Here is an 18727-nt window from a genome sequence, read left to right on the forward strand (position 1 = left end):
CATGTCACCCACACAAGATGCTGCACCCAGCGACGAGTCCGCACGCGACCTGGCCAGGCTGCAAGGTGTGTGGGAGCAGGTTCGGATGGAGGCCGATGGCGTGGTGAATCCAGCGGACGAGCATGGCGAACCCGGCGCGCTGACCACGATTGCCGGAACGCGATTCATCGTGCGCACGGTGGCGGGCGCGGTGCTGCTTGAAGGATCGTTTGTCATCGATGCATCGAACCGCCCCCGCTCGATCACCTGGATCGATGCCATCGGCGCGGACAAGGACAAGCCGCTGCCGGCCATCTACACGCTGGATGACGACCGCTTCGAGTTCATCGCCGGCGACACGGGCGCGCCACGACCGACGGAATTTCGCACTTCGCCTGGCCAGACCATGCGGACCTTTGTTCGCCAGCGGTGAGGCGTGCGGGTTCCGGGCCACGCCGTTCCGGCTCGACGAGGTGTGACGCACGCCGGCAAGAGCTGCTGAAACTCCCTGCTAGACTCGCCCGACCGATCCGCGCACAAGCCGACACGAGGCCGGATCGCCTGGGGTTTTGACAGTCTTGTTGAGGGTGGGACGACATGGCCGTGCCGTTGTCATGGAAATTGGGGGGCGCCGCCGCAGTGATCGTGGCGGCAGCCTTTGCGTGGCATGGGCTGTCGCTTTACATGGCGGGCCGTCACGCTGACGAACTCACCCGGGATGTGGCGCGCAATGTCGAGCTGCAGGCGCAACAGGCCCGCGCCCAGGGGCAGCAGCGCAGCGCGCAACTGGCGGCGACCTTGCAACGCCAGCGCGAGGATCTGGCCAACACCTATCGACAGGTCAGCGAGGAAGCGGCGAAATATCATGCCGAACAGCTGCGCCAGGAAGAACGGCAGCGGCAGGAAGCGCTGCGGGTGAAGGCCAGCTATCGGTTGGGTGCCGATCAGAAGTGTGCCGACGGTATCGTCATCAACCGGCGGGGCTCCAGCTTCACGCAGGCCATCGGCGCGAAGGGTCAGCCGATCGAGTGCTCGGGTGATACCGCCGCCGAGCCGTTGCGCTGATCGGACTCGCTACAGCAGATCAGCCTGGGCCGGGGCATAGCTCAGTTGCCCATCGACGATGCGGGCGGGTGAGGTGTAGGGGTGCTCGGTGACATGGGTGGCATCGATGATATGGATCACTTCGATGCCGCGCCATTTCAGCACGTCCGACACGATCGAACGGTGGCAGCGCCACCAGACCACCTCGGCGCACATCATGGCTGTGGGCTGGCGCGCGGCCAGCGCCAGCAATTCAGCCAGGCCTTCGGCAAACTCTGCCGTGCCGGTGTAATCCGCATAACCCTGGAATGAGGCGTTGCGCCAGGCCGTGTTCGGCGAATCCGGCTGTACCTTGCGGCGACCGCCGAGCTTTGGAATCCACTGATAGGTGATGCCGTGCGCGGGCAACGACGCGGCCATCGCCTCGCTGGCGAAGTGCGGGTAACGGCGCGAGCCGGGGAAGCGGCGCACGTCGGCGATCGCCTTGATGCCGTAGTCGTCGAGCAGCGCCAGAAGCTCCTCCAGCGTGCGGGTGGAATGACCCACGGTCCAGATCGTGGCGGGTTGGGCGGACATCGCTCAGTCGATCTTGTGCAGCGCTGCGCCCTTGTGCATCGCCACGTGGTCGGTCTTGTCGCTCTTGATCTCGTATTGCGGATCGTCTTCGCTGCAGCGGTGCGTGTGACCCTTGTAGTCGGTGTCGCGCGTATGCACCTTGATGATCTTGCCGCTGACGTGGCCGGCCTCGGAATTCCAGCGCACGTGGTCGCCGATCTTGAATGCATGGCTCATGGCGATGCTCCGGGTGATGAGGAGGATTGCCTGCCAGTTCACCACCACGCCCGTGCACAAGACGTGGTCGATCACCCGTGGTGGCGGCGATCACCGCCGCCACGGGCTTCCACCATCAAAAGTGAACGAGCCCCGTCATGCCCAGCAGCAGGATGGGCCCGACCAGCAGGATCATCGACGCGACAAGGCAGAGCAGTCCAAGACCGAAGACGCGCCCGTTTGAATGGAAGGTATAGCGAGGCGAGGCGTCGATGGCGTCACGCGTCATCTGCCATTTGATGGCCACTTGCTGACCGGTGATCATGTAGGCAATCGAGATCGGCAGGCTGGGGAAATTTTTCGGCAGCATCGGCATGATGATCATCAGGACCACCAGCAGCACCACGCCCAGCAGCAGCGTCTTCCTCGCCTGCCTGTCGTCGCCGAGGGTGACGAAGTTTTCGCGCAGAAACCAGATCAATCCGACCGGCCCGCCCAGAAAGGCTCCGGCCATGACTTGATTGGGAGAGTAGAGCGGGACGCTGCCGAGGTTCTGGACGATCTCGGCTTTCGGTGCGGCGTAGGGATTTTCCATATCGGGTTGCTCCTTTCAGGGGTGGGTACTTCGGTCAGGCGGGGCGCACCAGCCTGCGTACCGAGGGAAGGTTGCGTCGGCTGACTTCCGGAGCCAGCTCGGTCCCCTCCAGCCGGGCCAGCACGCGGCCATCGGTCAGGGCCTTCAGGCCGAGCAAGCGGGTGCGCGGCACCAGGCAATTGCGGTGCAGACGGATCAGTTGTTCCGGGTGGGCTTCTTCGAGTTGGCGCAGCGATTCCTCGATCAGCAGCTCGCCGCGGGGGTGATGGACGACGACATACTTCTCCTCGGCCAACAGGCAGATCACTTCATCCAGCGCGATGCGCACCTGTTCGCCGCGCAGGCGACCGTGCAGATACGCCGCCGTCTCGCGGGGCACCTCGGCCAGATGCCGCTGCGCGCGCTGCAAGGCTTCCTGCAATCGCTCCAGTCGCACCGGCTTCAGCAGGTAGTCGACCGCGCCCAGCTCGAAGGCTTTCAGCGCGTGCGTTTCATAGGCGGTGCAGAAGATCACGCGGGGGTGTCCGCGTCCGGCCAGCCGTTGCGCCAGACTCACGCCGTCCATCCCCGGCATGTTGATGTCCAGCAGCAGGACGTCCGGTTGCAGCTCGGCCACGGCGGCCAGTGCCGCTTCGCCGTCGGCGACATTGCCCACGACTTCCGCCCCGCTGCATGCACCGAGCAGCGCGGCCATGCGCGAGCGGGCCAGCGGTTCATCGTCGACGATCAGCACGCGCGTCATGCGGGTCCTCCGGGAAGCTGCAGCAACACCACGAAGCGGTTTTCCTGGGGGCCGGCCAGGACGCGTGCCTGCGGGCCGTAGCGCCAGGCGACGCGGCGACGCACGTTGTCCAGTCCGTGACCGTTGCCGCTTGTGGCCGGCGTCGGCGGCAGCGGATTGATCACTTCGATGCGCACGCCCTCGCCCTCGCGCTGGCCACGCAGGATCACGTCGCCCCCTTCGCGCAACGGCTGGATACCGTGGCGCACGGCGTTCTCCACCAGCGGTTGCAGCAACAGGCGGGGCAACGGAAAGCTGTCGGGAAGGTCATGCAGTTCACGGATCACCCGCAGCCGGGCGCCCAGGCGCAGTTGCTCGATCGCCAGGTAGCGCTCCACCAGCGCCAGCTCTTCGGCCAGCGTTCCATCGGCGCTTTCGTGCTGACCCAGCGCGGCACGAAACAACTCACTCAGGTCCTCCACCGTGCGCTCCGCCGCGGCCGGATCGACCCGGATCAGCGCGGCCACGGTGTTCATGCTGTTGAACAGGAAATGCGGGCGGATGCGCGCCTGCAACGCCTCGACCTGCGCCCGCGTCACCGCAGCCAGGCGTGCCTGCCACTGCGCCAGCACATAGAAGTAGCGCAGCATCGCGGCACCCAGCAGGGCGGCGATCACCAGGTTGTCGCCAGCGAAAGACCACAGGCTGCTTCGGATCAGCTGCATCTGCAGTGCGGCGTCAAACCAGTGCGCCACCAGGCTGGCCAGCAGCACCACCGACACGATCAACAGCCAGATCGCGACATACGGGAAATGACCGGGGAGCCGTTGCAACGACGGGCGCAACTTGCACAACAACACGGTGACCACCAGCACCAGCCAGGTGGCAAACAGCATGCTCACGCTGTAGGCCGACCAGTCACGCGGGTGCTCGGCGGCCAGCCACATCACGGTCACCGTCAGCGCCGCCACCACGAACATGGCGAACAGCGCAGGCAACCGACAGAAGTCCGGCAACGGGCTTTGTTCGGTCGGGCCGCCAGGCGGGCGGCTGGGCATGGGATCGCGCATGCGGCAAGTATGCCGCAGCCCGTGCCGGCTCAGCTCAGCCGCTGACCCAACCAGTGACGCAGGTCGCTGATCTCCTCGGCACAGACGGCATGGGCCATCGGATAGGTATGCCAGTCCACCGGGTAGCCCAGTGTCTGGAGCGTATTGCGCGAGTCGGTACCCCGCTGCAGCACGACCACCGGATCGGCCGTGCCGTGACCCCAGAAGATCGGTGTGGCGGCGTTCGCCGCGTGGCGCTCGGCGGCGACGGTGGCGGAGATCGGCAGGTAAGTGGACAACGCCACGATGCCGGCCAGCTTCTCCGCGTGACGAACGCCGGCGGACAGCGCGATCGCGCCGCCCTGCGAAAAGCCGGCCAGGATGATCCGCTCACTCGGCACGCCGCGTGCGTGCTCACGCGCGATCAGCGCCTCGGTGGAAGCCACCGAGGCGCGGATGCCGGCCTCGTCCTGGCGCGATTCCAGATCAAAGCCGGTGATGTCGTACCACGCCCGCATCGACATGCCGTTGTTGATTGTCACCGGGCGCACCGGCGCGTGCGGAAACACGAAACGCAGTGCCGGCCATGCCGGATCGACCAGTTCCGGCACGATCGGCGCGAAGTCGTTGCCGTCGGCACCCAGGCCATGCAACCAGATGACGCTGTGGGTCGGGTTGGCAGCGGTTTCGTGTTCGATCGCGGGCAGGGTCATGCGGCGGGTTTCCTTCGGTCAAAGATGCATTGTCACAGGATTGGTCGAGGCATCCGCATGCTGCTCCGATATTCATGATGCGGGTCACCTGTTTCACGGCGTCACGCGCAACCCCAACTCGTGCGCGAAGAAGGTCAGCCCGATCGCGGTATCGCCGACGCGCTGGCTGAAGGGTGCACCGATGCCGTGGCCGGCGTGCATGCGGGTCAGCAGCAGGATGGGCTGGTTCGACGTGGTCGCATTCTGCAGCGCCGCGGTGAACTTGCGTGATTGCCACGGGGCCACGCGCGGATCGTTGGCGCCGGTGGTCATCAACACCGCGGGATAAGCGGTGCGCGGTTGCACGTTCTGCAGTGGCGAGTAGGCCAGCGTGGCCTTGAACTGGGCCGGATTCGCGATGCTGCCGTATTCGGGGATGTTGTACGGACCGTTGGCGAAGTCCGTCTCATGGCGCAGCATGTCGTAGATGCCGACTCGCGCCACCACCGCGCGATAGTCGCCGGGGTGCTGCACGATCTGGGTGCCCATCAGCAGGCCGCCATTGCTGCCGCCGAGAATGCCCAGATGGGCACGGTCGGTCCAGTGCGTGTCGATCAGCGCCAGCGCGGCGGCGTGGAAATCATCGAACACGTTCTGCTTGTCGAGCTTTTGCCCTTGCGCGTGCCACTGCTGGCCGTTCTCGTTGCCGCCGCGGATGTTGGCATAGGCCAGCACGCCGCCGTGCTCCAACCAGGCGAGGTTGGCGCCGATGAAGCCGGGCTTGATCGGAATGTCGAAGCCGCCGTAGCTGTAGAGAATGGCGGGCCGCGCGCCGTTCGGGCTGATGCCGGTCATCGACAGCACGGTGACCGGAATTTTGGTGCCGTCTTTCGAGGTGCCGTCGATGCGCTGCATGACCACCTTCGAATAGTCCGCGGCCGGCTTCACCTCGAACACGGTTTTCAGCGCGCCGCTGCGCCCGTCGTATTCCACCCAGCGTGCCGGCGTGGTCCAGCCGCTGTAACTGATCAGCGCCTTGTCCTGACCGGACTCCGACGCGATTTCGCCCACGCCGATGCCATGCGCGGGCAACGGCAGCTTGCGCACCAGCTTCGCCGCACCGTCGTACTGCTCGACCCACCAGTCCGGGCCCCAGCTGCGCACCACCAGGAAGCCGGCGCCCAAGGGAGCGATGTGCTGGATCGCGCCGTCGCGCTGGGCCAGCACGGGCGTGACCTTGCCCTCCTTGTCGACCGCCACGATCCGGCCGCGCGGGGCGTCCTGGAAGGACGCGGCGTACAGACGTCCATTCACCCAGGCGGCGGTGCGTACGTTGGCTGCGCGATCAAGCACGCGAGTGAAGCGTGCGCCCTCGCGCAGGAACACTTCGGCCGGGCCGCCGTCACCGTCGTAAGCCAGCACCGCGGCCCGGGCCGTGGCGGGCGAATTCACCAGCACGTATTCGGCGGTCTTCGAGTAGTTGTGGCCGAAGACCACGGCATCCGCCGTGGCGGCCTGCCCCAGCGCGTGATGGACCAGGGTGGCGTTGAACTGCACCACCGGCTGGCCGGCCGGTGGTGCCGCGAAACGCACGTAACTGAACCCCTTCTCGTCCGCGTCCCAGGCCAGCCCCTGCGGCGTGGTGCCGCCGCCGGCGAAGGGCAGGGTGTCGGGCAGCGTCTTGCCGCTGGCCACGTCGAGCACGTGGATGGTGGTCAGCTCGCTGCCGCCTTCGGCCGTGCCGTAGGCGAGATAACGCCCGCGTGGCGACGGCCAGTAGGCCGTGATCGCGCTGCCGGCATCGACGGCGTTCGGATCGACCAGCGTTTTCGGCGCGCCATCGGGCCAGCGCTGGGCGATCAGCACCGGTTGCGGCTGCGGCGGGGTCTGCTGCAGATAGAACAAGGTGCCGCCGGCCAGCATCGGGCCGGAGCGGGTGGTCGAGGTGATCGCCAGTTGCTGCACCCGTGCGGTGAGCAGCTTGCCTTCGGGCATCGCGGCAAGCTCGGCCTCGGTGTAGGCGTTCTGCGCCTGGATCCAGCGCGTTACCGTGGGGTCATCCGGGTTTTCCAGCCAGCGATACGGATCGGGCACTTTCACGCCGTGAATCACGCTGGCGTCCGCGTGCTGGGGCGTGGCCGGCGGCATCGGCCGGGCCGCGCCGAGCAGGCTGACGTCACCGCGCGGCGGCGCCTGCGCTCCGGCCGGTGGCAGCTGCGTCGCCTGCAGCGGGCCGGCGGCGAACAGGGTGGCGGCAACAACAAGGGCGAGGCGCATGGGCAGACTCCGCGGTGGATCAGACCTCGCAGGGTAGCGCGCTGAGGCCGTGACCGCAGCCGCGGTCGTCATCGGGTGGGTGCCTGACTTCTGGCACGGTGGGCCACGTCGCGCTGTCGTGCTCGGTTATGCTGGTTTTTTTGCCTTGGGGAAATCCATGCGCCGATTGCTGCCCGCTGCCCTCGTGGCGCTCATCCTTGCTCCCGCGGCGTTCGCCGCCCAGCCCGCGGCGGCGCCGCTGGATCTGGAAACGGTGATGGCCAACCCCGACTGGATCGGGCAGGCAGTGGAGTCGCCGTACTGGAGCGTGGACGGGCGCAACCTGTACTACTCGCTGAAGCGCGATGGCAGCAAGGTGCGCGACCTGTATCGAATCGATCCGCGCACCGGCCAGAGCACCAGGCTCGACCCGTCGGCGATGGCGCAGGCCGACGGTCCGGCCGTGTTCGACCGGGCCCACCAGCATGCCGCGTTCATCCTGCATGGCGACGTGTTCCTGGTTGACCTGGCCAGTGGCCGGCGCCAGCAGATCACCCGCACGCCGCAGGACGAATCCGCGCCGCGCTTTTCCGCCGATGGCCGCGCGCTGCAGTTTCGCGACGGCAACGACTGGTACAGCCACGATCTGGCCAGCGGCATCACCGCGCCGGCGGCCGTGCTGAAATTCGTTGATGATCCGCAGGCGAAGCAGCCCGATGCGCTGGGTGCGCGCCAGCTGGAACTGTTCAAGACGCTGCGCCAGATCAAGGCCGACAAGCAGGCGCAGCGCGAGCAGGACAAGGCGCTGGACGCCGCCGATGCCGGACGCGCGCCGGCGCCGTTCTTCCTCGGCGACAAGATCACCGCGGTCGACAGCGAGCTGTCGCCCGACGGCCGCTGGCTGCTGCTGATCACCGCGCCGAAGGGCTACGACGCGGGCAAGGCACCGGAACTCACCCACTACGTCACCGACTCCGGCTACCCCGAGCAGCAGGAAACGCGTGTCTACGTGGGCCGCAACGATCCGGCGCCGCAGTCGCTGCTGCTGCTGGACCTGACGAGTCACCAGTCCTGGCCGCTGGCCACCGACGCACTGCCCGGCATCAAGGACGACCCGCTGAAGGAGTTGCGCGCGCGTGCCGTGGCCGCCTTGCAGAAAGCCGGCAAGGACGACCAGGCCAAGGCGCTGAAGGCACCGGACGTGCGTCCGGTGACCGTGCTTAGCGCCGACAACGGCGGCGGCATCGTGTGGAGTGACGATGGGCGCAATGCGGCCGTGCAGCTGCGCGCGATCGACAACAAGGATCGCTGGATCACCAGCATCGATTTCGGCAAGCACGCGCTGGTCAATCGGCAGCGGCTCACCGACAACGCGTGGATCAACTGGAACTTCAACGATTTCGGCTGGCTGAAAGACGGCAACACGCTGTGGTATCTGAGCGAGCAGAGCGGCTGGTCGCAGCTCTACACCCAGTCGCTCGGCGGCAAGGCCACGGCGCTGACCAGCGGGAAGTTCGAGATCAGCCATCCGCAGCTGAGCGAAGACGGCAAGTGGTTCTACCTGCGCAGCAACCAGGTCGCGCCGTACAGCTATGACGTCTATCGGGTGCCCTCGAGCGGCGGCGAACTGACCCGTCTGACCAGCTATCAGGGCATGGACGATTTCGCGTTGTCGCCCGACGGCAGCCAGCTGGCGGTGCTGCATTCCTCGCCCTACGTGCTGTCGCAGCTGGCCGTGCAGGGCGCCGCGGGCGGCACGCCACGCGAACTCACCAATACCATGAAGCCCGCGTTCACCGCGCATGACTGGATCGCTCCCAAAGTGGTCGAAGTGCCATCCAGCCACGGTGCCGGCACGATCTACGCGAAGTATTACGGGCCGACCAACGAGAGCAACGCGTCCAGGCCCGCGGTGATCTTCGTGCATGGCGCCGGCTACCTGCAGAACGTCACGTTGTCGTGGTCCAACTACTTCCGCGAACAGATGTTCCACAACCTGCTGGTGCAGCAAGGCTACGTGGTGCTGGACATGGACTATCGCGCCTCCGAAGGCTACGGCCGCGCGTGGCGCACCGCGATCTATCGCCACATGGGTCACCCGGAACTGGAAGACCTGCTGGACGGCAAGGCGTGGCTGGTGAAAAACCATGGCGTTGATCCGAAGCGCGTGGGCATCTATGGCGGCAGCTACGGCGGCTTCATGACCGAGATGGCGCTGTTGCGTGCGCCGGGCGAATTCGCTGCCGGCGCCGCGCTGCGCCCGGTCAGCGACTGGACGCTGTACAACCACGAGTACACCGCGAATATCCTCAACGATCCGCAGCTCGATCCGGAGGCGTTCAAGACCAGCTCGCCGATCGAATACGCCGACAACCTGCGTGACCCGCTGCTGATCCAGCACGGCCTGATCGACGACAACGTGCTGGCCGAGGATTCGATCCGCCTGTACCAGCGCTTCATCGAGCTGCACAAGAAGAACTTCTGGATCTCGCTGTATCCGATGGAGCGGCATGGCTTCGTCCATCCCGACTCATGGCACGACGAATACCGTCGCATCGATGAACTGTTCGAGACTTACGTGAAGCCGGTGAAGGGCGCCTCCGCCGGAAACTGAGACGCACGCAACACGGCAGGGTCGCCCGCATTCCGATGGGGGCGGCCTTGTTGCATGATGGCCACGGGGCAGGTGGCCACAACGGATCACCTCAGGGGAAAGGCATGAACAGGTCGGGTCTTGCCGCCGTCGCGGCGTTGTTGCTGGCATGCACGGGTTGCACCGTGGTCTCGCCGGATGCCGGTCAGCAAGCGGTGCTGATCGACAAGCCGGTCCTGATCGGCCATGGCGGCGTGCGCGACCAGCCGGTCACCACCGGCCTGACCTATACGTGGTTCTCCACGCAGCGGATCTACGTCAACATGTTTCCGCAGCAGTACGACGGCAACTTCAGCGACCTGATGTCCAGCGACGGCGTGCCGCTGGATTTCCACGCGATCATCCGCCTGCAGGTGGTCGATCCGGTGGCACTGGTGAAGAACTTCGGCCAGGACTGGTACAAGAACAATGTCGAGCAGGAGTTCTTCAACCGGGTGCGTTCGGCGGTGAAGAAGCACGGCATGAATGAGACCGCGATCCAGACCACCGCGATCGATGAGATCGACAGCGAGGTCAGTCGCGAGATGACCGCCTATCTCAACGAGAACAAGCTGCCGATCCGGCTGATCAAGATCACCGTGGGCAAGGCCAACCCGCCGGACGCCGTGCGCAACCAGCGCGTGGAAACCGCGCAGCAGGAACAGCGCGTGCTGACCGAGCAGAAGCGCGACCTGGCCGAACAGTCGCGCAAGGCCGCCGAACAGAGTCGCGCGGAGGCGGACAACGCTTATCGCCTGGCGATGAATCTCAGTCCGGCCCAGTTCGTCGAGATGGAACGCATCAAGATGCAGACCGAGGTGTGTGCGGCGAAGGAGGCCAAGTGCACCTTCATCATCGGCAGCCAGGTCGACCCCGTGGTGAGCGTGAAATGATCGACCGCCTCGCGTAGCCATGCCACCGGTTTCTTCCCACTCAAACCAACGGATGGGTTGCCCGATGAATCTTGCCCTGTTCGATTTCGACGGAACGATCACCACCCGCGAAATGTTTTCCGACTTCATGCATTTCGCGGTGACGCCGCGACGACTGGCCACCGGCAGGGTGCTGCTGGCGCCGGTGGTGGTCGGCTACAAGCTGGGCCTGGTGTCCTCCAATGCGATCCGCTCGCGGGTAGTGCGCTTCGGCTTTCGTGGCGAGCCGCTGGCGCGGCTGGACCATGCCGGCGAACGGTTTGCCCGCGAGGTTCTGCCCGGCGTGCTGCGTGCGCAGGCGCTGGCGCGGATCGCCTGGCACAAGGCGCAGGGCGATTTGGTGGTGGTGGTTTCCGGCGCGCTCGACGTGTATCTGCAGCACTGGTGCCGGCAGCACGAACTGGAGCTGATCTGTTCGGAGCTGGAAGTGGTCGATGGCCACTTCAGCGGACGCTATCGCGGTCGGCAATGCGTGGGTGCGGAGAAGCCGCGGCGGGTGCTGGAGAAGTACGATCCGGCCGCCTTTGCCTGCGTGTATGCCTACGGCGATACCAGCGAAGATCTCGACCTGCTGCGCATCGCCGATCGAAAATACTTCCAGTGGCAGGAAGTGTCCTGAGCGCACCACGCAGGATTGACCATGAACATTCCGGAGTGGCACATGCGCAAACTGATCGTGACATTCGTGCTGACCTGCCTTCTGGCAGCCTGCGCCAAGCCCTTGCCACCGCAAAAAGCCGCCTATGCCGGCTACTGGCGCGCCCACGACATGACACTGTTGATCACGGTCGGCGGCAATGTCGAGTACACCCGCGACGAAGGCGGCAAGCGAACGTCCATCAACGGCCCGCTGCAGAAGTTCGACGGCGACAATTTCACGGTCGGCATCGGCCCGCTGAAAACCACCTTCGTGGTATCCGCAGCACCGCAACAGGAGCAGGGTGCCTGGCACATGACGGTCGATGGGGTGGACCTGAAGCGGGATCAGTAAGCCGTCCGGAAAGCCCGCCGCACCGATGGCGGAGCGGCGGGTGGGTGGTTCCTGTCTGGAAGCCTGTTCAGTGCAGCGAGGCCAGCTTCACGCCCTTCACCTTCAATGCCTGGGCCACGTCGTACATCGCCTGGTTGAGGATCTTGTGGGTGTTTTCGTCGGCGCCATGGCCGAACTTCGCGTCGATGTCCTGCATCACCTGCACATGGATGTCGTGCGACAGCGCCTTGTCGAACAGATAGCCCGCCCACCACGTGCCGTCGGCGGTGGTACCGGCGGTGACCAGCGTGCTGGCGAGCTTCCCGCCTTCCAGGTCCGCCGGCGCCGCCGGCAGTTTCACGCCCGCCTCGGTGGCGCGCTTCAGCCCGTCATTGACCGCGAAGGTCATGCCGGCGATGAAGTTGTCGGTGGCCGTCTTGCCGTACTGCCTGGTGAGCTTGGCGACCTCGGCATTGACGGTGTCCTGGCCCAGCATGGACACCAGCGCCGTGGCAAAGTTGAAGTTGTCCGCGCCACCGCCGGCCTTGACCAGGGCAGCGGTGACATCCAGCGCGGGCGCGCCGTTGTAGGTGACGCCGCCGAACCAGTTCATCGCCGACGCGTTCATCGCGTGCGCCGGAGTGGCGGGGGCCGGCTGCGCCTGGATCGCGGTGACGCCGCCAAAGGTGAGCGCCAGGGCGAGTGCAAAGATGGTCTTGTTCATGAGTGATCACTCCTTCGAAAGGGCAGCGCCAGCGTGCGAATGCGCGCTGTAGACGTACCTGCGCCCATGGGATGCAGCAGGGCGGCAAGAGGTTCCGCGACTGAATCCGGCGTCGCCGGAACCTCGTACAGGACAAGTCCATCTGATCCTTGACCACCATCGACAGGGCCTTCCCATGCTTGATACCGACCAGACCGTTGACCTGCGCGCCGTCGCACTGCCAGCTGCGGGCGAAACACCGCACCCTACCCGCGCCGAGGCGGAGGCGGCCGTGCGAACGCTGATCCGCTGGGCCGGTGACGACCCTGCTCGCGAAGGCTTGCTCGCTACGCCGGCGCGCGTGGTGCGCGCGTACGAGGAATGGTTCGCCGGCTATCGGCAGGATGCGGCCGGGCTGCTCAGCCGTACCTTTGGTGAGGTGGGCGGCTACGACGACGCGGTGATCCTGCGCGACATTCCGCTGCAGTCCACCTGCGAACACCACATGGCGGCGATCACCGGCGTGGTGCACGTGGCGTATCTGCCGCGCCAGCGCGTGGTCGGCATCTCCAAACTCGCGCGGCTGGTCGAGGCGCTGGGCCGACGCTTGCAGATTCAGGAGCGACTGACTTCCGAGATAGCCGAAACGCTGAACCAGGTGCTGCAGCCGCGCGGCGTGGCGGTGATCGTCCAGGCCAGCCACGCCTGCCTGTCCTCGCGCGGCGTGCATCTGCATGGCGTGTCGATGCAGACCCGGCGCCTGCTCGGTGAATTCGCTGCGGAACCACACCGGCAGGAGATCCTTCGCGCGCTGGTCGGCTGAGCGGGAACCTTCGACGGTGCAGCTGCATCGGATCAGGTGTAGAAGGAGAACACCATGTCAGCCCATGCCCGTATTGCAGCCATCGATTACGCCGCGCTGGACGACGGCGCGCTGGTGGCGCTGGTCCGCGATGGCCAGCGCGAAGCGTTCCGCCACATCATGCAGCGCTGCAACCAGCGACTGTTCCGGGTGGCGCGCGCGGTACTCGGCGAAGACGCCGAGGCGGAAGACGTACTGCAGGAATCCTATATGCGCGCCTACGACAAGCTGGACACGTTCCGCGGAGACTCGACCCTGGCGACCTGGCTGACCAGCATCGTGCTGAACGAGGCACGCGGGCGGCTGCGCAAGCGCCACACCATGGTCGGCCTGGAGCAGGTCGATGCGGCGACTGACGACAGCCACCAGGTGCTCCGTTTCCCCTCGAAATTCGGCAGTGAGGATCCGGCCACCTCGGCGGCCCGGGCGCAGATCCGTCGCCTGCTCGAACACGCCATCGACGAACTGCCAGCGGCGTTTCGCACCGTCTACATATTGCGCGATATCGAGGAGTGTTCGACTGAGGAAACCGCCACGTCGCTGTCGATCAAGCCGGAAACGGTGAAGACCCGTCTGCATCGCGCACGGCGTTTGCTGCGGGCCACGCTGCACGACAGCCTGTCCGACACGATGAGTGAAGCGTTTCCATTCATGGGCCAGCGCTGCGCCCGCGTCACCGCCGCCGTGATGGCCCGGCTGGAAGCCGAACGAACGTCCTGAGGGCAGCGGGCCATGCGGATGGTTGCCATGGATGCACCCCTGCACGTTCCGCAACGGGCGCGCCGCCGCCAGCAATGAAGCCGGCGTGGTCGACCTCGGGCGAGGCGGTCAGTGGGGCGTCGGGCTGGCGGGCGGGTGGATCCGTTGCAGGCGTTCGGCCAGCGTCGCCCGTGACAGTTCGCCCATGTGCAGATCGCGCAAACGTCCGTCGCTGTCCAGAAACAGCGTGGTCGGGTAGCCGCGGACGTTGTAGTAATGGGACAGCTGCAGGTTGCCGTCGATCAGCACGTTGTCCAGCGTGATGCCTTGCGCCTGCATGAACTGCTTCACGGCGGCGGCCGATTCCCCCTGGTCGGCGAACACGAAGCGCACCTGCGGCATCGCGTGCTGCGCCTCGGCCAGCACCGGCATCTCGCGCCGGCATGGCCCGCACCAGGTAGCCCACAGATTGATCACCGTGGGCTGGCCTCGCAGCGTCCCCAGTGGCACCTGCTTTCCATCCAGGTCGCTGATCACCAGACCAGGCAGTGGCGGATGGGCCTGTGCGGTCAGCTTGCAGGCCAGCACACCGGCAAATGCCGAGGCCGCGATGCCGACCACAACGCCCGCGGCCAACGGACGGCGCAGCGAGGGTCGGCGCCAGCCGATCACCAGCGCGGCGATGATCACGCCCAGCACGCCGGCGATCGGATCAAAGCCGTGGTCACGGATGTTCAGCATGCTCAGCGGTTGCTGCACATACTGCGACCACCAGCCGGCCACGTAGGCCGCACGCGCGGCGAGCAGGCCGAGGCCGAGCGCCAGGAACAGCGGATTGCCGACGTCGGGATAACCGCGGCGGCGCAGAAAGCCGGCCGTGGCAAGCGCGGCGATGACGCCGAACAACAACGCCAGCAGGCCGGACGAAAGAGCGAGCGGTCCGATGGACATGGGATGAGAGCCTTGCCGGTGGGACGCGCGTCGATCGCTGCGCGTCAGTGCAAAGGCCCAGCTTAAGGCAACGCTGATCAAGTATCACCACCGTCACCCACCCTCTCTGTTTGCAGACCACAGGGCCGTCGGCGACGGCAGACTGGCCGTCTGTCGAGGCGACGGACCGAAGGTATGCGAACAGAGAGGATGGGCCTCAACCTGTTGAATTTTAAATGATGAGGTGATGACTGGAAGGCCCGCACGCGATGCCGCGCGGCTAGGCAACACAGCCAGTCTTGCCGGCGCCACGCAACACCACCTGCAGGCCTTCCAGTCATCATGACGGCGGCGATACTTGATCAGCGGTGCCTTAACTGCCCGGCGCGGAAATACGGACGGTCAGGCCAGCGCCGCCGCTTCGCGGGCAAGCAGCTCGATGCCGGCCCAGTCGCCCGCGGCGAGCTTGTCCGCCGGGGTGAGCCAGGAGCCGCCCACGCAGATCACATTTGGCAGGCCGAGGAAGTCCGGTGCGCTGGCCAGGCTGATGCCGCCGGTGGGGCAGAAGCGGATCTGCGGCAGCGGGCTGGCCCACGCGCCGAGCAGCTTGTGGCCGCCCGCCGGCACCGCCGGGAAGAATTTCAGATGGCGATAGCCACGCTCGAGCAGGGCCATCGCCTCGCTGGCGGTGGCCACGCCGGGCAGCAGTGGCAACGCACTGTCGTCGGCCGCATCGAGCAGGCGTGGCGAGATGCCGGGCGAAACGGCAAAGCGTGCGCCGGCCCTGTGCGCCGCCTCGAGATCCTTCGCGGTGAGGACGGTGCCCACGCCGATCACCGCGCCTTCGACTTCGGCGGCGATGGCACGGATCGCGTCCAGCGCGGCCGGCGTGCGCAAGGTCACCTCGATCGCCGGCGTGCCACCGGCGACCAGCGCGCGGGCCATGGCAACCGCCAGCCTCGCATCGTGGATCACCACGACGGGAATCACCGGTGCCAGACGCATGGTGGCTTCAATCTGCTGTTGCTTGTGTTCGATGGTGGTCATGCGGGCGCTCGCTGATTTGAGAGGTTGCAGGGCGGGCAAAGCCTGCCGTGTCGCGTGGGATGAAATGTTGGCGGGCAGTGCCCGCCTTACGCAAAGGATGATTTTGTTGCGTGCTGTCTGGATCAGGCATCCGCGGCATGGTGGCGGTCGTGGGCACCAAACACGGTGACGCCGGCATCGGCGGCGCCCACGGCGTTGCGCAGGCAGGCGAACAGTTCTCGACCCATGCCGACATGGTGCCCGGACAGGTCGACGTGCGCCTGCGGGCGAGCCGCCCACTCGGCGGCATCCACCTTCGCTTCCAGCGTGCCGGCGATGGCGTCCAGCCGCACGATGTCGCCATCGCGAAGCTTGCCCAGCGGGCCGGCATCAATCGCTTCGGGCGTGACGTGGATCGCGGCCGGGACCTTGCCCGACGCACCGGACATGCGTCCGTCGGTGACCAGGGCCACGCGATACCCGCGGGCCTGCAGTACGGCCAGCGGCGGGGTCAGCTTGTGCAGCTCGGGCATGCCGATCGCCTTGGGGCCCTGGAACCGGACCACCGCCACGAAATCCCGAGCCAGCTCGCCGCGGTGGAACGCGGCCTGCAACTCTTCCTGCTCGTGGAAGATCACCGCGGGGGCCTCGACCACCATGCGATCGTCCGGCACCGACGAAACCTTGATCACGGCAACGCCAAGGTTGCCCTTGAGTACGCGCACGCCGCCATCGGCACGGAACGGCTCGCTCGCCGGGCGCAGCACGGTCAGGTCGCTGCTGGCGGTGATTTCGTTCCAGACCAGCTTGCCGCTGTCGTCCAGCGACGGCATGCGCCGGTACGCCGCCATGCCTTCGCCCCACACCGTGCGCACGTCGCCGTGCAGCAGGCCGGCGTCGAGCAGGGTGCCGATCAGGAACGGCATGCCGCCGGCGTGGTGGAAGTGGTTCACGTCCGCGCTGCCATTCGGGTACACCCGCGCCAGCAGCGGCACCGCGGCCGAGAGCGCGTCGAAATCCTCCAGCGTGAGCACGATGCCTCCCGCGCGCGCCATGGCCACCAGGTGCAGCAACTGGTTGGTCGAGCCGCCGGTAGCGTGCAGCCCGATCACCGCGTTGACGATGGTGCGCTCGTCGACCACCCGACCAATCGGGTTGTACGCCGGGCCCATGGCGGTCATCGCTACCGCCTGATAGACGGCCGCGCGGGTCAATGCCTCGCGCAGCGGCGTGTTCGGACTGACGAAGCTGGCACCGGGCAGGTGCAGGCCCATGATCTCCATCAGCATCTGGTTGGAATTGGCGGTGCCGTAGAAGGTGCAGGTGCCCGGCGCGTGGTACGAGGCGGCTTCCGCATCCAGCAGTTCTTCGGTCGTCGCCTTGCCCTCGGCGTGGCGCTGACGCATCTTCGATTTTTCATCGTTCGACAACCCGCTGGGCATCGGACCGGAGGGCACGAAGATGATGGGCATGTGGCCAAAGCTCAGCGACGCGATCAGCAGACCCGGCACGATCTTGTCGCAGATGCCGAGCATCAGCGCCGCATCGTAGGTGTCGTGCGACAGCGCCACGGCGGTCGCCATCGCGATCACTTCGCGCGAGAACAGCGACAGCTCCATGCCGGCGCGACCCTGGGTGATGCCGTCACACATCGCCGGCACGCCGCCGGCCACCTGGGCCACCGCACCCACCAGTCGGGCGGCCTGGCGAATCTGCTGCGGATACGGTTCGTACGGCTGGTGCGCCGAGAGCATGTCGTTGTACGCGGTGACGATGCCAACGTTCGGCGTCACCTTGCCGCGCAAGGCGGTCTTGTCGGCATCGCTGCTGGCCGCGAAAGCATGCGCCAGGTTGGCGCAGCCGAGGCGATGACGGTAGACACCCTTGCTGCACGCTTCGTCAATGCGCGCGAGGTACGCCGTGCGCGTGGGACGGCTGCGTTCGACGATGCGGGCGGTGACTTCGGCGATGACAGGGTGCAGCGTGGTCATGATTCGGATCCGGAAGTGAGGGGAGAGTGGCGGGAAATGCGGGAACGGAACGCGGGGAGGGAATGGACGTGCTGCGGTTCACTCATTGCCCACGTTTCTGCACGCATGTCCCGTCCTCAAGGGCACCAGTACACGGCGACCGGCACGCGTTGCTGCGTCAATACCGCGCGCACCGGATAGTCCCGTGCCGCACCCAGACCCAGCCGCGCATCGGCCAGCAGGTCGCGTTTCTTCTCGCCGGCGACCAGCAGGTACAGCGCGCGGGTCTGCAGCAGGATCGGCAGGGTGAGCGTGATGCGTGGTTCGCCAGCGTCCGCAGCATGCATCGGCAATACCCGTGCCTGGCCGTCGAGATCGAGTGCTTCAGCGAGGTGATCGCCGCCGGGGAAGAAGGACGCGGTGTGGCCGTCGTCCCCCATGCCCAGCACCACCGCGTCGAACGGCAATGGCAGCGCGGCGATGCGCGCGTCGGCGGTGGCCAGCCCGGCCTCGGGCGAGGCCGCGCCGGTATACAGCGGAATAAACTGCGCCGCCGCAGCGGCGTGCTGCAGCAGCAGCGTTTTCACCAGCCGCGCGTTGGAACGTTCATCCGTATCGGGCACCCAGCGTTCGTCGACCAGGGTGATCTGCACCCGTGACCAGTCCAGCTTTTCCTGCGACAGGCGGTCGAACAGTTTCTTCGGCGTGTTGCCGCCAGACACGGCCAGCACGGCTTGCCCGCGTTCGGTCAGGGCGCTGCGCAGGCGCTCGGCGATACGCTCGGCGAGTGCGGTCGCCTGGATCTGGCAGTCGGTGAAGCTGTGCGTGGTGACGTTCAATGATGGAGTCATGATGAGGGGTGACGCGGCCGGAAGGTCAGTGACTGCCGGGGCGTA

At 66.4% G+C, this 18727-nt stretch carries 20 protein-coding genes; 8 read left to right on the forward strand and 12 right to left on the reverse strand.

Translation table 11 applies throughout. The features are described 5' to 3' along the window. Nucleotide 1 precedes the first annotated feature (1 nt). Complete coding sequence (locus ACVWWQ_RS12625; RefSeq protein WP_133948988.1) at nt 2-412, forward strand: TIGR03067 domain-containing protein; 411 nt, start codon at nt 2-4, stop codon at nt 410-412. A 164-nt stretch (nt 413-576) separates the two neighbouring features. Next, complete coding sequence (locus ACVWWQ_RS12630; protein WP_099653207.1) at nt 577-1044, forward strand: hypothetical protein; 468 nt, start codon at nt 577-579, stop codon at nt 1042-1044. A gap of 9 nt (nt 1045-1053) precedes the next feature. Here ACVWWQ_RS12630 and ACVWWQ_RS12635 read toward each other — a convergent pair whose 3' ends face one another. The 7 genes from ACVWWQ_RS12635 to ACVWWQ_RS12665 form a co-directional block, all read right to left on the reverse strand. Further along, the gene (locus tag ACVWWQ_RS12635) at nt 1054-1599 is read right to left on the reverse strand and encodes a DUF488 domain-containing protein (RefSeq protein ID WP_133948986.1); all 546 of its coding nucleotides are present in this window, start codon (nt 1597-1599) and stop codon (nt 1054-1056) included. Nucleotides 1600-1602: 3 nt separating this feature from the next. Further along, nucleotides 1603-1815 (reverse strand): hypervirulence associated TUDOR domain-containing protein, encoded by a 213-nt coding sequence (locus tag ACVWWQ_RS12640; RefSeq protein WP_133948984.1) that lies wholly within the window; start codon nt 1813-1815, stop codon nt 1603-1605. Nucleotides 1816-1930: 115 nt separating this feature from the next. Next, nucleotides 1931-2389: a hypothetical protein gene (locus tag ACVWWQ_RS12645; RefSeq protein WP_133948982.1), complete on the reverse strand. Its 459-nt coding sequence runs from the start codon at nt 2387-2389 to the stop codon at nt 1931-1933. A gap of 34 nt (nt 2390-2423) precedes the next feature. After that, nucleotides 2424-3131, reverse strand: coding sequence for a LytR/AlgR family response regulator transcription factor (locus tag ACVWWQ_RS12650; RefSeq protein ID WP_133948980.1), 708 nt, complete (start codon nt 3129-3131; stop codon nt 2424-2426). Continuing rightward, a complete protein-coding gene (locus ACVWWQ_RS12655; protein WP_133948977.1) occupies nt 3128-4180 on the reverse strand; it encodes a histidine kinase in 1053 nt (350 codons plus the stop codon). Before ACVWWQ_RS12655 ends, ACVWWQ_RS12650 begins: the two co-directional genes overlap by 4 nt. A 29-nt stretch (nt 4181-4209) precedes the next feature. After that, the gene (locus ACVWWQ_RS12660; RefSeq protein ID WP_133948975.1) at nt 4210-4872 is read right to left on the reverse strand and encodes an alpha/beta hydrolase; all 663 of its coding nucleotides are present in this window, start codon (nt 4870-4872) and stop codon (nt 4210-4212) included. A gap of 93 nt (nt 4873-4965) precedes the next feature. Then, nucleotides 4966-7128 carry a prolyl oligopeptidase family serine peptidase gene (locus tag ACVWWQ_RS12665; protein WP_133948973.1) on the reverse strand — a complete coding sequence of 721 codons (2163 nt, stop codon included), beginning with the start codon at nt 7126-7128 and terminating at the stop codon, nt 4966-4968. Between the two features lie 157 nt (nt 7129-7285). Between ACVWWQ_RS12665 and ACVWWQ_RS12670 the strand changes: the two genes are divergently transcribed. The 4 genes from ACVWWQ_RS12670 (at nt 7286) to ACVWWQ_RS12685 (ending at nt 11662) form a co-directional block, all read left to right on the forward strand. Then, nucleotides 7286-9721 (forward strand): S9 family peptidase, encoded by a 2436-nt coding sequence (locus tag ACVWWQ_RS12670; protein WP_133948971.1) that lies wholly within the window; start codon nt 7286-7288, stop codon nt 9719-9721. Between the two features lie 104 nt (nt 9722-9825). Further along, nucleotides 9826-10632, forward strand: coding sequence for an SPFH domain-containing protein (locus ACVWWQ_RS12675; RefSeq protein WP_133948969.1), 807 nt, complete (start codon nt 9826-9828; stop codon nt 10630-10632). Between the two features lie 64 nt (nt 10633-10696). Then, the gene (locus ACVWWQ_RS12680; protein ID WP_133948967.1) at nt 10697-11290 is read left to right on the forward strand and encodes an HAD family hydrolase; all 594 of its coding nucleotides are present in this window, start codon (nt 10697-10699) and stop codon (nt 11288-11290) included. Between the two features lie 42 nt (nt 11291-11332). Next, nucleotides 11333-11662, forward strand: coding sequence for a hypothetical protein (locus tag ACVWWQ_RS12685; protein WP_133948965.1), 330 nt, complete (start codon nt 11333-11335; stop codon nt 11660-11662). 67 nt (nt 11663-11729) lie between these two features. Here the strand turns inward: ACVWWQ_RS12685 and ACVWWQ_RS12690 are convergent, their stop codons facing one another. After that, complete coding sequence (locus ACVWWQ_RS12690; protein ID WP_133948963.1) at nt 11730-12365, reverse strand: hypothetical protein; 636 nt, start codon at nt 12363-12365, stop codon at nt 11730-11732. A 175-nt stretch (nt 12366-12540) separates the two neighbouring features. On the opposite strand from ACVWWQ_RS12690, the gene folE reads away from it, so the two are divergent. Both folE and ACVWWQ_RS12700 read left to right on the forward strand, forming a co-directional pair. After that, nucleotides 12541-13167 carry a GTP cyclohydrolase I FolE gene (gene folE, locus ACVWWQ_RS12695; RefSeq protein ID WP_133948961.1) on the forward strand — a complete coding sequence of 209 codons (627 nt, stop codon included), beginning with the start codon at nt 12541-12543 and terminating at the stop codon, nt 13165-13167. 54 nt (nt 13168-13221) lie between these two features. Beyond that, a complete protein-coding gene (locus tag ACVWWQ_RS12700; protein WP_133948959.1) occupies nt 13222-13926 on the forward strand; it encodes an RNA polymerase sigma factor in 705 nt (234 codons plus the stop codon). Nucleotides 13927-14034: 108 nt separating this feature from the next. Here ACVWWQ_RS12700 and ACVWWQ_RS12705 read toward each other — a convergent pair whose 3' ends face one another. The 4 genes from ACVWWQ_RS12705 to pgl all read right to left on the reverse strand — a co-directional run bounded on the left by ACVWWQ_RS12705 (nt 14035) and on the right by pgl (nt 18682). Continuing rightward, entirely contained in the window at nt 14035-14856 is an 822-nt protein-coding gene (locus tag ACVWWQ_RS12705; protein WP_133948957.1) for a TlpA disulfide reductase family protein, read from the reverse strand. A 381-nt stretch (nt 14857-15237) separates the two neighbouring features. Continuing rightward, nucleotides 15238-15882 carry a bifunctional 4-hydroxy-2-oxoglutarate aldolase/2-dehydro-3-deoxy-phosphogluconate aldolase gene (eda, locus tag ACVWWQ_RS12710; protein WP_133948954.1) on the reverse strand — a complete coding sequence of 215 codons (645 nt, stop codon included), beginning with the start codon at nt 15880-15882 and terminating at the stop codon, nt 15238-15240. Between the two features lie 122 nt (nt 15883-16004). Further along, nucleotides 16005-17852: a phosphogluconate dehydratase gene (edd, locus tag ACVWWQ_RS12715; RefSeq protein WP_133948952.1), complete on the reverse strand. Its 1848-nt coding sequence runs from the start codon at nt 17850-17852 to the stop codon at nt 16005-16007. A gap of 116 nt (nt 17853-17968) precedes the next feature. Further along, nucleotides 17969-18682 (reverse strand): 6-phosphogluconolactonase, encoded by a 714-nt coding sequence (pgl, locus tag ACVWWQ_RS12720; protein WP_133948950.1) that lies wholly within the window; start codon nt 18680-18682, stop codon nt 17969-17971. Nucleotides 18683-18727: the final 45 nt, after the last annotated feature.

It is taken from the genome of Rhodanobacter sp. TND4EL1, from assembly GCF_054061035.1.

Excerpts from the sequence above, each read along its gene's own strand:
- ACVWWQ_RS12625 (WP_133948988.1), top strand. The coding sequence starts at position 2 with ATGTCACCCACACAAGATGCTGCACCCAGCGACGAGTCCGCACGCGAC.
- ACVWWQ_RS12630 (WP_099653207.1), top strand. The coding sequence starts at position 577 with ATGGCCGTGCCGTTGTCATGGAAATTGGGGGGCGCCGCCGCAGTGATC.
- ACVWWQ_RS12635 (WP_133948986.1), bottom strand. The coding sequence starts at position 1,599 with ATGTCCGCCCAACCCGCCACGATCTGGACCGTGGGTCATTCCACCCGC.
- ACVWWQ_RS12640 (WP_133948984.1), bottom strand. The coding sequence starts at position 1,815 with ATGAGCCATGCATTCAAGATCGGCGACCACGTGCGCTGGAATTCCGAG.
- ACVWWQ_RS12645 (WP_133948982.1), bottom strand. The coding sequence starts at position 2,389 with ATGGAAAATCCCTACGCCGCACCGAAAGCCGAGATCGTCCAGAACCTC.
- ACVWWQ_RS12650 (WP_133948980.1), bottom strand. The coding sequence starts at position 3,131 with ATGACGCGCGTGCTGATCGTCGACGATGAACCGCTGGCCCGCTCGCGC.
- ACVWWQ_RS12655 (WP_133948977.1), bottom strand. The coding sequence starts at position 4,180 with ATGCGCGATCCCATGCCCAGCCGCCCGCCTGGCGGCCCGACCGAACAA.
- ACVWWQ_RS12660 (WP_133948975.1), bottom strand. The coding sequence starts at position 4,872 with ATGACCCTGCCCGCGATCGAACACGAAACCGCTGCCAACCCGACCCAC.
- ACVWWQ_RS12665 (WP_133948973.1), bottom strand. The coding sequence starts at position 7,128 with ATGCGCCTCGCCCTTGTTGTTGCCGCCACCCTGTTCGCCGCCGGCCCG.
- ACVWWQ_RS12670 (WP_133948971.1), top strand. The coding sequence starts at position 7,286 with ATGCGCCGATTGCTGCCCGCTGCCCTCGTGGCGCTCATCCTTGCTCCC.
- ACVWWQ_RS12675 (WP_133948969.1), top strand. The coding sequence starts at position 9,826 with ATGAACAGGTCGGGTCTTGCCGCCGTCGCGGCGTTGTTGCTGGCATGC.
- ACVWWQ_RS12680 (WP_133948967.1), top strand. The coding sequence starts at position 10,697 with ATGAATCTTGCCCTGTTCGATTTCGACGGAACGATCACCACCCGCGAA.
- ACVWWQ_RS12685 (WP_133948965.1), top strand. The coding sequence starts at position 11,333 with ATGCGCAAACTGATCGTGACATTCGTGCTGACCTGCCTTCTGGCAGCC.
- ACVWWQ_RS12690 (WP_133948963.1), bottom strand. The coding sequence starts at position 12,365 with ATGAACAAGACCATCTTTGCACTCGCCCTGGCGCTCACCTTTGGCGGC.
- folE (WP_133948961.1), top strand. The coding sequence starts at position 12,541 with ATGCTTGATACCGACCAGACCGTTGACCTGCGCGCCGTCGCACTGCCA.
- ACVWWQ_RS12700 (WP_133948959.1), top strand. The coding sequence starts at position 13,222 with ATGTCAGCCCATGCCCGTATTGCAGCCATCGATTACGCCGCGCTGGAC.
- ACVWWQ_RS12705 (WP_133948957.1), bottom strand. The coding sequence starts at position 14,856 with ATGTCCATCGGACCGCTCGCTCTTTCGTCCGGCCTGCTGGCGTTGTTG.
- eda (WP_133948954.1), bottom strand. The coding sequence starts at position 15,882 with ATGACCACCATCGAACACAAGCAACAGCAGATTGAAGCCACCATGCGT.
- edd (WP_133948952.1), bottom strand. The coding sequence starts at position 17,852 with ATGACCACGCTGCACCCTGTCATCGCCGAAGTCACCGCCCGCATCGTC.
- pgl (WP_133948950.1), bottom strand. The coding sequence starts at position 18,682 with ATGACTCCATCATTGAACGTCACCACGCACAGCTTCACCGACTGCCAG.